The following is a 12,116-nucleotide window of genomic DNA, read 5'->3' as shown; positions in this document are numbered from 1 at the left end:
AACCTTGTTGCCATCTGTTGTCTCATACCCGATTGCCGGCTGCAATGGCCGGCAAGGGGGTAGACGGGAATGTCGAGGGGCTGTTTTGCCCGCGTCAGACCGTCTGCCAGAGCGGACGGCCGAGCCAGAGCCCCCACAGGGTCAGGTGCAGCAGCACGATGAACCAGAATACCCTGCGATAACTCCCCTTCTGGGTCTTGTGGCGCAGCCAGTGGCGGGCCACCAGGGCGCCGGGCCAGCCGCCGAACAGCTCGAGCAGGTGGAGCCGGGACTCGGGGATGCGCCAGCCGCCGCGCACCGCCTGGCGCTTGTCGTGGGCGTAGGCCAGCATCGTCAGCAGACTCATTGTGGTGATGATGGCCAGCGGCCACCAGTTGGCGTCGGCCAGGCCGAGCCAGGCGGTCCACAGCAGGGGGAGCAGGGCGAGCCAGATCACAGGGCCAGCTCCCAGCCACGGGGGGCGTCCGGGCTCAGGCTGCGGATCACGCGCGCCGGGTTGCCCACCGCCACCGAGTCGGCCGGGATGTCGCGGGTGACCACGGCGCCGGCCCCTATGATGGAGCGCGGCCCTATGGTGACGCCGGGGCAGATGATGGCGCCGCCGCCAATCCAGCAGTCATCGCCGATCCGCACCGGCTTGTTGTAGGCGGTCCAGTTGCGTCGCTCCAGATAGTCCATGGTGTGGGTGGCGGTGTAGATCTGCACGTTGGGGGCCAGCAGCACATGGCTGCCGATGTGTACCTCGCCCACGTCGAGAATGGTGATGTTGAAGTTGAAGAAGGTCTTCTCGCCGATGTGGATGTTGCGGCCGAATTCGCAGGTGAAGGGAGTGCTGATCCAGCAGGAGTCGGGGCAGTGGCCGAACAGCTCGCCGCACAGGCGCTGGCGCAGGGCTTGGTCACCGGCCGGGGAGGCGTTGAGTTGTGCCAGCAGCGCCTGACCGCGGATCCGGTCGTTCGCTATCTCCTCGCTCTGGCTGTCCAGGGCACCGCCCGCCAGTACCTTGTCCCAATCGCTTGCCATGCTACCGCTCCTCTCATGTGCCAAGAGGAGCCAGTATACGCGAGCACTTTGGCGGCGTCAGGCTGTCACTTGCTGCAAGATCAGGCGCCGGGCCAGATCAGCGGCAGGATCAGCAGGGCCGAGACGAAGTAGGGCAACAGCACCCGCAGCCCCAGCCGGCGGCCGCCGATCCCCAGGGCCAGCAGCCCCTTCACCAGCGAGTTGACCAGCCCGGCCAGCAGGATGCCACGGGCCGCCACCTCCAGCGCCAGCTCCTTGTGGGAGAGCTGGGAGAGCGACAAGGTGATGGCGTCCACGTCGGTGATGCCGGAGACCAGCGACAGCAGGTAGACCCCGGAGTTGCCCACCTTGTTCTGCAACAGGGTGGCCATGAAGCCGATCAGCGCCAGCAGCAGGCCGAACTTGATGGCGGTGGCGAGATCGAGCGGGTTGCTGGTCTGGGGCTGCACCGGGCCGTCGGTCAGCTCCTCGCGTTGGCGCCAGAACCAGAAGGCGAAGCCGTAGACGGTGGCCGCCAGCAGCAGCAGGGGCGCCGCCAGGCGCATCGCCAGCTCGTTGTGGATGAGCAGCACCAGCACCAGCAGTCGCAGCCACATGGTGGCTCCCGCCAGCAGGATGCCGGTGGCCAGCAGCCGCTCCAGCCCCCCCTGCTCCTTGTTGAGACGGGCAAACTGCAGGGTGAGGGCGGTGGAGGAGGCGAGCCCGGCCAGCATGCTGGTGAGCACCAGCCCGGCGCGGGTGCCGAGCAGGCGTACCGCGAAGTGACCGCAAAACGAGATGCCGGCGATCACCACCACCATCAGCCAGATCTTGAAGGGGTTGAAGGCATCGAGCGGGCCCATCTCCTCATTGGGCAGCACCGGCAGCAGCACCAGGGAGATGAGCAAAAAGCGCAGGGTGGCGTGAAATTCGGTCTCGCTCAGAAACAGCATCCCCTGCTGGATCTTGCCCTTGAGCCCCATCAGCAGGGCCGCCAGCACGGCGCAGGCAACCGCCTCGCTCGGGCTCAGCAGCACCGACATCAGCCCCAGCAGATAGGTGAGCAGCATGGCCACCGAGCTGGTGAGGCCGAACTCCCCCTGCCAGCGCTGGGCCAGCCAGACCGAGAGGCCGCAGCCAATCACCACCGCCAGCAGGCCGAGCAGCGGCAGCCAGGGACCCAGGGTGGGCAGCAGCAGGGCGCAGACCCCGCCGAGCAGGCCGATGAGGCCGTAGGTCCGCATCCCGGCGATGCGTTGGTTGTCCCCCAGCTGGCGCACCTGCCAGCCCCGCTCCAGCCCTATGATGAGGCCGATGGCCAGCGACACCAGGGCACCATTGACGGGTTCTGCGTTAATCCACATAACGACTTCCTGTTCGTCATCTGCCTGCCTTGTTTCCATGATGGCACAGCCGGCACCGGGCCAGCGCGGCCTGGCTCACAGAGTGCGCGAATGGCGCCTTTGCCCTCCTGATATGAGCAAATGAGATAAGCAAAGCGTTATTTCTTGGTTCTCGGCATAACAAGCCCGCGGCATGCTGAACTCAACCCAACGAGATATGGAGTATCCCCATGAAACTGCGAACGACAGCCCTGACCCTGCTCTCCCTGCTGGCCCTCGGTCAGGCCAATGCCGCCGAAATCCGCCTGCTCAACGTCTCCTACGATCCGACCCGCGAACTGTTCCAGGAGTACAACGGCGCCTTCGCCAGGGAGTGGAAGGTGAAGACCGGCGACGATGTTGTGGTCAGCCAGTCCCATGGTGGCTCCGGCAAGCAGGCGCGCGCCGTGGTGGACGGGCTGGAAGCGGACGTGGTGTCGCTGGCGCTGGCCTACGATGTCAATGCCGTGGCCAGGCAGGGGCTGATTGGCGCCGACTGGCAGAGCCGGCTGGCCAACAATGCGGCGCCCTACACCTCCACCATCGTGTTCCTGGTGCGCAAGGACAATCCCAAGCAGATCAAGGACTGGGATGATCTGGTGCGCAAGGACGTGGCCATCGTCACCCCCAACCCCAAGACTTCCGGCGGGGCGCGCTGGAACTACCTGGCTGCCTGGGGCTACGCCCTGAAGAAGAGCGGCAGCGAGGAGGGGGCCAAGCAGTTCGTCGGCGATCTCTACAAGAACGTGAAGGTGCTGGACTCCGGTGCCCGCGGTGCCACCACCAGCTTCATCGAGCGCGGCCTCGGCGATGTGCTGCTGGCCTGGGAGAACGAAGCCCTGCTGGTGCTGGGTCAGCCCGGCAATCGCGACAAGTTCGAGCTGGTGGTGCCGTCGGTCTCCATCCTGGCCGAGCCGCCGGTGGCGGTGGTGGACAAGGTGGCCAAAAAGCACGGCACCGAGGCGGTGGCCAAGGCTTACCTCGACTACCTCTACTCCGACGAGGGGCAGCGCATCGTCGCCAAATATCACTATCGCCCCAGCAACCCGGCGATCCTGAAGGAGACCGCAGCCCAGTTCCCGCAGCTGACCCTGTTCACCGTCAAGGATCTGGAAGGGGACTGGGACAAGGTGCAGAAGAAGCACTTCGCCCAGGGCGCCCTGTTTGACCAGATCTATCAGCCGGGTCGCTGAGCGGCCGGCCATCGTCAACTGAACTGGCCCCTGTGCCAGCTGATAGGAGCACCAAGATGAACAAGATCCTCCTGGTTCCCGGTCTGCACAACAGCGGGCCGGATCACTGGCAGAGCCGCTGGCACCAACAATTCCCCCACTGGCAGCGGATGGTGGGGCTGCCGTGGGATCGGCCCGACCTCACGGTCTGGAGCGCCAAGCTGGCGAGCAAGCTCAAAAGCCGGCGCGGGCGGGCTCACCTGGTGGCCCACTCCTTCGGCGCGCTGGCAGCCATCACGGCGGCGCGCCGGCAGCCCGACAAGGTGGCCTCGCTGTTTATCGTGGCGCCGGCGGATCCGGCCCGCTTCGGCTTGCCAGACGAGCTGCTGGCAGGCTCGCTCAAGGTGTCGGCCCAGCTGGTGGCCAGCCGCAACGATCCCTGGATGAGCTTCGAGCGGGCCGAATACTGGAGCCGCCAGTGGCAGGTGCCGCTGTTCGATGCCGGCGAGGTAGGCCACCTCAATGCCCAGTCCGGCCACGGCGAGTGGCACCAGGGGCTCAACCTGCTCGGCACCCTCTATCGGCGGGCCGAGATGGTGGTGGCGCCGACGCCGGCGGTGTGGGAGCGGCGGGCGGCCTTGAGTTTTCGCTAAGCGGCGAGCGTTGATCACAGAGGTTTGGAACAGAGAGGGAGGGCAGGCAGCCGACACCACGACAGTCTGATTTAGATAGCTTGGTACATTGCACGACGCTCCATTTTTAGGTCTTTTATTTATATAAAAGACCTTTTTTTCATTTTATGGCTCTAAAAGCCTTGTATGTCGTTGTTAGATAAAAAAGTGCTTAGCAAAGGCGTTATTGGTGTTTGTTGCCCCTGACAGGAGTGCGCAGAATCGCTGTATCTAATGTTTTTCATAACAAACGGATGCGTTATGCGATTTGGTTCTTACTCCGTGCTGCCGGGCTTCGGCCCGACCCTCGGCTTCAGCCTGCTCTATCTGGGCGTGCTGGTGCTGCTACCGCTCTCGGCGCTGGTGCTGTTCGCGCTGAACAATCTGACCCTGGCCGAGTTCTGGCAGGTGATAGGTTCGCCGCGGGTGCTCGTCTCCTTTCGTCTGAGCTTCGGGGCCGCTCTGGTGGCTGCGCTGCTCAACGCCCTGTTCGGCCTGATCCTGGCCTGGGTGCTGGTGCGCTACACCTTCCCCGGTCGTCGACTGGTGGATGCCCTGATCGACCTGCCGTTCGCCATGCCCACCGCCGTCTCCGGCATCGCCCTGTGCGCCATCTTCGCCCCCAACGGCTGGATCGGGCAGTGGGTCGCCCCGTTTGGCATCGAGCTCGCCTACAACCCCATCGGCGTGGTGATCGCTCTCACCTTCATCGGGCTGCCCTTCGTGGTGCGCACTCTGCAGCCGGTGCTGCGGGAAGCCGAGACCGAGCAGGAGGAGGCCGCCGCCAGCCTGGGTGCCAACCGCTGGCAGACCTTCATCCGGGTGCTGTGGCCGACCCTGGTGCCGGCCCTGCTCACCGGCTTTGCCCTCGCCTTCGCGCGGGCGGTGGGGGAGTACGGCTCCGTCATCTTTATCGCTGGCAACCTGCCGATGGTGTCGGAGATCGCGCCGCTGATGATCATGAGCCACCTGGAGGAGTACGACTACGCCGGCGCCTCCGCCATCGCCGTGGTCATGCTGCTGATCTCTTTCATTTTGTTACTGCTTATCAACAAGTTGCAGGCCTGGAGCTGGGCCCGTATCGGGGGGAGCCGGATATGAACGCATCCAACGCAAGCCTGGCGCTGGCCACGGGTGAGGTGGCGCCGACCACCTCGGTGCGCCAGCCCCCCGTCATCCGCGAGCCGGTCTGGGTCAAGTGGCTGCTGATCACGGTCGGCCTCGGCTGGTTTGCCGCCCTGCTGCTGCTGCCGCTGGCCACCGTCTTTATCCAGGCCTTGTCCCCCGGATTGAGTTTCTTCTGGCACGCCATCAGCGAGCCGGACGCCCTCAGTGCCCTCGGCCTCACCGCCCTGGTGACCCTCTGCTCGGTGCCCCTCAACCTGCTGTTCGGGGTCGCCGCGGCCTGGGCCATCGCCCGCTTCCGCTTCCCGGGCCGGCAGTTGCTCATCACCCTTATCGATCTGCCGTTCTCCGTGTCGCCGGTGATCGCGGGCCTGATGTTCGTGCTGATGTTCGGCAGCCGCGGCTGGTTCGGCGAATGGCTGAGCGAGCACGACATCAAGGTGATCTTCGCCACCCCAGGCATCATCCTGGCCACCACTTTCATCACTGTGCCCTTCGTGGTGCGCGAGCTGCTGCCCCAGATGGAGGCGCGCGGCCCGGAAGAGGAGGAGGCGGCCATCATGCTGGGGGCGAGCGGCCTGCAGATGTTCTGGCGGGTCACTCTACCCGGCATCCGCTGGAGCCTGATGTACGGCCTGCTGCTCTGTACCGCCCGGGCGGTGGGGGAGTTCGGCGCCGTGTCGGTGGTCTCCGGCCACATTCGCGGCCAGACCAACACCCTGCCGCTGCACATCGAGATCCTCTACAACGAGTACCAGACCGGCGCAGCCTTCGCGGTGGCCAGCCTGTTGGCCCTGTTCGGGATCTTCACCCTGCTGGGGGAAACCCTGCTGGCCCGGCTGCGTGCCCAGCCCGTTCACTCTCACTGATCACCGAATTCAAGAGGCTGCCATGAGCATTCAGGTACAAGGACTCAACAAGCATTTCAACCAGTACGCGGCGCTGGCCGACATCAACCTCGACTTTCACGACGGTGAGCTGGTGGCGCTGCTCGGCCCCTCCGGCTGCGGCAAGACCACTCTGCTGCGGATCATCGCCGGGCTGGAGCAGGCCGACAGCGGCCACGTCATCATCCGCGGCGAGGATGCCTCGGATCTGCACGTGCGCGAGCGCAACGTCGGCTTCGTGTTCCAGCACTACGCCCTGTTTCGCCACATGACGGTGTTCGAGAACGTGGCGTTTGGCCTTAGGGTCAAGCCGCGCCGCGAGCGACCGGCCGAGGCGGCGATCCGCGCCCGGGTCAAGGAGCTGCTGGATCTGGTGCAGCTCAGCCACGTGGCCGCGCGCTACCCGACCCAGCTCTCCGGCGGTCAGCGCCAGCGGGTCGCCCTGGCCCGCGCGTTGGCGGTGCAGCCCAAGGTGCTGCTGCTGGACGAGCCCTTCGGCGCCCTCGACGCCCAGGTGCGCAAGGAGCTGCGCCGCTGGCTGCGCGAGCTGCACGACGAGCTGCACGTTACCAGCCTGTTCGTCACCCACGATCAGGAGGAGGCGCTGGAGGTGGCGGACCGGGTGGTGCTGATGAATGCCGGCAAGGTCGAGCAGATCGGTACCCCGGCCGAGGTCTACGACCAGCCCGCCAGCTCCTTCGTGCACAGCTTCCTCGGCAGCGTGAACCTGTTTCGCGGCCGGGTGGCCGGGCAGGGGCTCGGCATCGGCGAGCAGCTGCTGGGCGGGCCCATCAGCTCCCAGCTGGCGGAGGGCAGCGCCGCCGTCGCCTATGTGCGTCCCCACGAGCTGGAGATAGTGCCGGCGGATGCGCCGGGCGGCATCAGCGCCACCATTACCCGATTGCTGCCCATGGGGCCGCGCATCCGGGTGGAACTGCGTGGCAATGGGGATACAAACGGTGCACACTTCGAGGCCGAGCTGAGCAAGGAGGCAGCCCGTGCCTTCCACCCGGGCCAGGGGGTGCGGCTGGTGGCCAGACAGGCCCAGCTCTACCCGGATTACCAGATTTAAGTAGCAGGCCCCTGGCGGGCCGCGCAGGCAAGCAGCATGACCAGGGAGGGGTCTGCCCACCTGGGATGCAACAGGGTCAGTATGGCGGCCAGAGTTCAGGCTCGGGCAGTCAGACAAGATAACAACAAGGCGGCGGGGAGGGCCCCGACCGGCCGGTCAGCGCAGGAGGCGATGACGTGAATTTTCAGCAGTTGCGAATCATTCGGGAGGCGGCACGGCGGGATTACAACCTGACCGAGGTGGCCAATGCCCTGTTTACCTCCCAGTCCGGGGTCAGCCGCCATATCCGCGAGCTGGAAGAGGAGCTGGGGATCGAGTTGTTCATCCGCTACGGCAAGCGGCTGCTCGGCATGACAGAGCCGGGCAAGGAGCTGCTGGTGATCGCCGAGCGCATCCTCGGGGATGCCGAGAACATCCGCAAGCTGGCCAGCACCTTCGCCAACCGCGACTCGGGCCGGCTGCTGGTGGCGACCACCCACACCCAGGCCCGCTACGCCCTGCCGCGGGTGGTGAAGGCGTTTCGCGAGCAGTTCCCGCTGGTGCAGCTGGAGCTGCGCCAGGGCGGTCCGGAGGAGATAGTGCGGCTGGTGCAGACCGGCGAGGTGGACATCGGCATCAGCAGCGAGCAGCTCGACAAGAGCGAAGGGGTGGTGGCGTTTCCCTACTACCGCTGGCACCACAACATAGTGGTGCCGGAGCAGCATCCGCTCAGTGCCGAGCAGGAGCTGACCTTGGCGGCGCTGGCCCAGTGGCCCATCATCACCTATCAGGCCGGGCTGACCGGGCGGGCGCGGGTGGACGAGGCGTTTGCCGAGGCCGGTATCGCCCCGCAGATCCTGTTGACCGCACAGGACTCCGACGTCATCAAGACCTATGTCGAGCTGGAGATGGGGGTGGGCATACTGGCGGACATGGCGTTCGACACCCAGCGCGACAAGGGGCTGGTGCAGCTGGACGGCAGCCGGTTGTTTGCGCCCCACACCGCCTGGATCGGTCTCAAGCAGGGGCAGTTCCAGCACAACTTCGCCTGGCAGTTCATCCAGCTCTGCAACCCTGAGCTGGCGCTGGCGGACATTCAGGCCCGCGCCATGGGCGGCGAGCCCGCCATCGACTTCCAGATCTGAGCGGTCACAGCAGAGAACACCAGAGAAAACGGGGAGCCAGTGGCTCCCCGTTTTGTTGATGGCGTCATGCTGCGCCTGCGGATCAGTTCACCAGGATCCAGGCATCCTGCCAATTGCTACCGACCCCGGGTTCATACTGGGTGGCGCTGGCCGACCACTGGCTGCACCAGCCGCGATAGGGGAAGGGCTTGCACTGGTAGATCTTGCCGTTCTTGGGCTGCAGCACCCTGGTGCCGTCGGTGTAGGACTTGAGCCCCTCCGGGAAGGTGAACTGGTAGTCACCGCCGGCGGCCGGATCCTTGAGCATCAGGTCCAGAGTCTGCTGCACCGCCTCGCCACCGGCCTTGGGTTTGCCTTCGATCACCAGCTGGTGGTGACCGGCGCTGAGCCCGGTGAGAGGCATGGTGAAGCTGTGGCTGCTGTCCTTGATGTCGGCGCTGGTCTGTCCCTTGGCGGCCCCACCGTGATCATACAAGGTGTTGGTGACGGTCAGATCGCCCTCGGCGGCCACGGTAAAGTTGAGGGTGAGTTTGCCCTCGTCGAGCAGGTAGTCGCTCTCCAGGCCGCTCACGCTGACACCGTTGCTCACCGGCGGCTGCTGCTGTTCGAGCTGAATCTCGACCCGCTCCAGCGCGCTGCCGGCCTTGAAGTAGACCGGGTTCTGGCCGTAGACGGGGTTGAACTGGCCTTCGCCGCTCTGCTGGCCAGCGCGGATCTGGCTTTGCTCCGCATTGATCTTGCTCGCCAGGGCGTGGGTCCAGTTGTTCTTCTGGCCCTGCTCCGGGCTGGCGATGGTCAGCTCGGTCTGCAGATCGGGGCGCACGCCGTTGGCGTCGAACACCAGGGTTCTGGCCTTGTCGCCGACCGCCAGCTCGGTGGAGGGGTAGATGGTGCCGCCCTGGCTCCATTCCAGCGGTGGCTGGGTGCCGCCCTTGAAGTTGGCGTCGATCACGTTATAGAAGCTGTTGCTGGTGTCACCCACTTCCCACACCCCCAGGATCACCTGATAGCCGGTGCGCTCGGGCAGGTTGCACTGGTGGGTGACCTGCTTGGGCGGCTGGGTCATGTTGCCGTCCACCACGCAGAAGGGGGTGAGCTCGAAGGCGGCGCGAGTCAGCGGCTGGTTCGGGTTCCAGTCCTGCTTGGTGAGGTAGTAGCGCCAGTTGCGGGTGACGTGGTTGGCGGTGAAGGTCCAGCTGATGGCGAAGGGGCCGGCCTGTACCTCGCGGCGGGTCCAGCGGTCGCTGGTCTGGGCGTTCAGCTCGCCCCAGCTGGCGCTACCGGCCGAGGCGATCTGGCCGTCGGCAGGGCCACCATTCGGGAAGCCGGAGGGGCCTTCCACGCTCTGGGGTTCCCATTGCACCGCGCCGCACTGGCTGTTGCCGCCGGTCTTGCACAGGTAGTTGCGCGACTCCGGCTGGCTGATGTAGCCGTGGGCGAGCACGCTGCCACTGACCAGCAGGGCCAGCGTTGCAGCGACGTGATTGAGTTGGATTTTTGCTGCCATACATTCCTCTGTTCGACAGATGTGGGCAGTCAAGTTGGCAGGGGCGTGCCCCGAAACACTGTGTGGCAACCCCGCTATCCTGGACGACATGTCTTTAGACCGGAGGCTTTGCGTCCTGGCCTTTCAACCAGTTTGCCAAATGACTACATAAAGGGTCATGGTGTCGCGTTTGGCGACAACTCATCATGACTATTTTTGATTAAATAATTAAGTGTAAATCTTTACAGCTTGACCTCATCGGAGTAGAGCAAACACTTAACTTTCTGTTTTTAAATGGCTATTAACTCGGCGTCACGGCATCAAGTTCGTCGAACAGGTCGACAAGATGCAAATATTTGGCATTTTTTCGCAATGAAAAACGCCCCCGCCAGCCGATCTGGCGGGGGCGTGCGCTGCGACAAGCCAGGACGGATCAGTGGCGGATGCGCGGGCGATCCTCCTGCTGCGGCGGTTGCGGCATCCGTGGCTGGGTTGCCGGCTGGTGGTTGGCCGAGCCCAGTTTGAACAGGGCCAGCCGCTCGTCCAGGCTGCGGGAGAGTCCGGCCAGCAGCTCGCTCTCCTGAGCCAGCTGGGAGGCGGACTGGGACATCTCCAGCGCCGAGTCGTTGATGCCGCTGACGTTGCGGTTCATGTCCTCCGCCACCATGCTCTGCTGTTCCGCCGCGGTGGCGATCTGGGTCGCCATGTCGCTGACGTGCTGGATGTGGTTGACGATGAGGGAGAGATCCTGGCCCGCCTTCTCGGACTGGCCGACGCTACTCTCCGCCAGCTTGCGGCTGGCGTCCATGGCGTCGGCCGCACTCACCGCCCGCTGCTGCAACTGGGCTATGGTGCTCTGGATCTCCTCGGTGGACTGGCGGGTGCGGCTCGCCAGCTGGCGAACCTCGTCGGCCACCACGGCAAAGCCGCGGCCCTGCTCGCCGGCGCGGGCCGCCTCGATGGCGGCGTTGAGGGCCAGCAGGTTGGTCTGCTCCGAGATGGCGCTGATGACCGCTGTCACCTCGCTTATCTGCATCACCCCCTCCTTGAGCTGGTTGACCTGCAAGGTGGCCTGCTCCACCTCGCTGGCCAGCGCCTGGATGCCGTGCACGCTGGCGTGCACGTCCCGGTTGCCGAGGCCGGCCTCGCTGGTGGCGTCCTGGGTATCGCGGGCGGTGTTCTCGGCGTGGCCGGCCACGTCGGCGATGGTGGCGCTCATCTCGTTCATGGCAGTGGCGAGCTGGGCCAGCTGATCCCGCTGGCTGTTGACCGCCTGGTTGGTCTGCTCGGCGGAGGCGGCGATGCGCAGGGCGGCATCCGCCACGTTGCCGGCCCCCTGGCTTGCCTCCAGCAGGGCGTGCCGGATGGCGCTGAGTCCCTGGTTGGTGCAGCTGGCGACGGCCCCCAGCTCATCCTTGCCGTGCACCGGGATGCTCACCACCAGATCGCCGGCGGCCACCTGCTGCATGGCCCGGTTGATCTCGGCCAGCGGGTTGACGATGGAGCGGCTGATGGCAAAGCCCAGCAGCCCCATCAGCAGGGTCACCAGCAGGGTGGCGCCCCCCATCAGCTGGTACTGGGACCAGATGGTGGCCTGGATGTCCTGCAGCAGTACGCCGGAGCCGAGGATCCAGCCCCAGGGCTGATAGCCGGCCACCAGCGACAGTTTCTGGGCCGATTCGCCGGAGGGGGAGACCCACTGGTACTCCAGCCGACCCTGCTGACCCCCTCTGCCGAGATCCACCATCCGCTGCCAGTGCGCGCCGGCGGTGGCGGATCCGCTCTCGCCCATCTGCTGGCCGACCAGCTCGGGCCGGACGGGGTGCACCAGCATCCGGCGGTTCTCGTCCAGCACGAACAGGTAGTTGTCACCGTCAAAGCGCATGCTGTTGAGCATGGCCCTGGCCTCGGCCTGTGCCTGCGGGGCGGGCAGGGTGGCGGCCAGCGCCTGGATCCGGCTCATGGCCAGGTCCAGCACAGCCTGCAGCCTGGCTTCCCGTTCACTCATCAGATTACGCTGCAGGGCACTGGCGGAGATGAGCAGCAGTGCGATGAAGCCGACCAGCGCCAGTGAGAGCAACAGCATCAATTTGCGGCTCACGGCAATATCACCGAGCTTGAACATAGTCTCTTCCTTAACTTTCCCATGCGGGTCTGGTGGTGACCAGTCTGTCGGCTGGCCCTGATTATTTTTC

General features: G+C 65.4%; 11 protein-coding genes and 1 riboswitch. Of the genes, 6 read left to right on the top strand and 5 right to left on the bottom strand.

Features of this window, described 5'->3' with window-relative positions:
* Positions 1-94: 94 nt before the first annotated feature.
* The 3 genes from G5134_RS00760 to G5134_RS00750 all read right to left on the bottom strand — a co-directional run bounded on the left by G5134_RS00760 (position 95) and on the right by G5134_RS00750 (position 2,366).
* Positions 95-436 (bottom strand): DUF1294 domain-containing protein, encoded by a 342-nt coding sequence (locus tag G5134_RS00760; protein WP_017782262.1) that lies wholly within the window; start codon positions 434-436, stop codon positions 95-97.
* Positions 433-1,023: a sugar O-acetyltransferase gene (locus G5134_RS00755; RefSeq protein ID WP_010635198.1), complete on the bottom strand. Its 591-nt coding sequence runs from the start codon at positions 1,021-1,023 to the stop codon at positions 433-435. The genes G5134_RS00760 and G5134_RS00755 overlap by 4 nt, the downstream gene beginning before the upstream one ends.
* An 80-nt stretch (positions 1,024-1,103) precedes the next feature.
* Positions 1,104-2,366 (bottom strand): MgtC/SapB family protein, encoded by a 1,263-nt coding sequence (locus G5134_RS00750; protein WP_005308564.1) that lies wholly within the window; start codon positions 2,364-2,366, stop codon positions 1,104-1,106.
* Between the two features lie 209 nt (positions 2,367-2,575).
* On the opposite strand from G5134_RS00750, the gene G5134_RS00745 reads away from it, so the two are divergent.
* The 6 genes from G5134_RS00745 (at position 2,576) to cbl (ending at position 8,435) form a co-directional block, all read left to right on the top strand.
* The gene (locus G5134_RS00745; protein WP_065018337.1) at positions 2,576-3,577 is read left to right on the top strand and encodes a sulfate ABC transporter substrate-binding protein; all 1,002 of its coding nucleotides are present in this window, start codon (positions 2,576-2,578) and stop codon (positions 3,575-3,577) included.
* A gap of 56 nt (positions 3,578-3,633) precedes the next feature.
* Positions 3,634-4,209: an RBBP9/YdeN family alpha/beta hydrolase gene (locus G5134_RS00740; RefSeq protein ID WP_010635195.1), complete on the top strand. Its 576-nt coding sequence runs from the start codon at positions 3,634-3,636 to the stop codon at positions 4,207-4,209.
* 279 nt (positions 4,210-4,488) lie between these two features.
* Positions 4,489-5,328 carry a sulfate ABC transporter permease subunit CysT gene (cysT, locus tag G5134_RS00735; protein WP_421231814.1) on the top strand — a complete coding sequence of 280 codons (840 nt, stop codon included), beginning with the start codon at positions 4,489-4,491 and terminating at the stop codon, positions 5,326-5,328.
* Positions 5,325-6,221 carry a sulfate ABC transporter permease subunit CysW gene (cysW, locus tag G5134_RS00730; protein WP_024942351.1) on the top strand — a complete coding sequence of 299 codons (897 nt, stop codon included), beginning with the start codon at positions 5,325-5,327 and terminating at the stop codon, positions 6,219-6,221. Before cysT ends, cysW begins: the two co-directional genes overlap by 4 nt.
* Positions 6,222-6,243: 22 nt before the next feature.
* The gene (locus G5134_RS00725) at positions 6,244-7,311 is read left to right on the top strand and encodes a sulfate/molybdate ABC transporter ATP-binding protein (RefSeq protein ID WP_010635192.1); all 1,068 of its coding nucleotides are present in this window, start codon (positions 6,244-6,246) and stop codon (positions 7,309-7,311) included.
* A 176-nt stretch (positions 7,312-7,487) separates the two neighbouring features.
* Entirely contained in the window at positions 7,488-8,435 is a 948-nt protein-coding gene (cbl, locus tag G5134_RS00720; protein ID WP_005308577.1) for an HTH-type transcriptional regulator Cbl, read from the top strand.
* Positions 8,436-8,517: 82 nt separating this feature from the next.
* On the opposite strand, the gene gbpA is transcribed toward cbl, so the two are convergent.
* Positions 8,518-9,942: an N-acetylglucosamine-binding protein GbpA gene (gene gbpA, locus G5134_RS00715; RefSeq protein WP_065018335.1), complete on the bottom strand. Its 1,425-nt coding sequence runs from the start codon at positions 9,940-9,942 to the stop codon at positions 8,518-8,520.
* Positions 9,943-10,003: 61 nt separating this feature from the next.
* Positions 10,004-10,089: riboswitch (cyclic di-GMP riboswitch) on the bottom strand.
* 265 nt (positions 10,090-10,354) lie between these two features.
* A complete protein-coding gene (locus G5134_RS00710; RefSeq protein ID WP_065018334.1) occupies positions 10,355-12,046 on the bottom strand; it encodes a methyl-accepting chemotaxis protein in 1,692 nt (563 codons plus the stop codon).
* Positions 12,047-12,116 lie beyond the last annotated feature (70 nt).

The organism is Aeromonas sp. 600276 (assembly GCF_049175815.1).
GTDB classification, from domain to species: Bacteria; Pseudomonadota; Gammaproteobacteria; order Enterobacterales; family Aeromonadaceae; genus Aeromonas; species Aeromonas dhakensis.
This window is presented reverse-complemented; position numbering and strand designations above follow the sequence as displayed.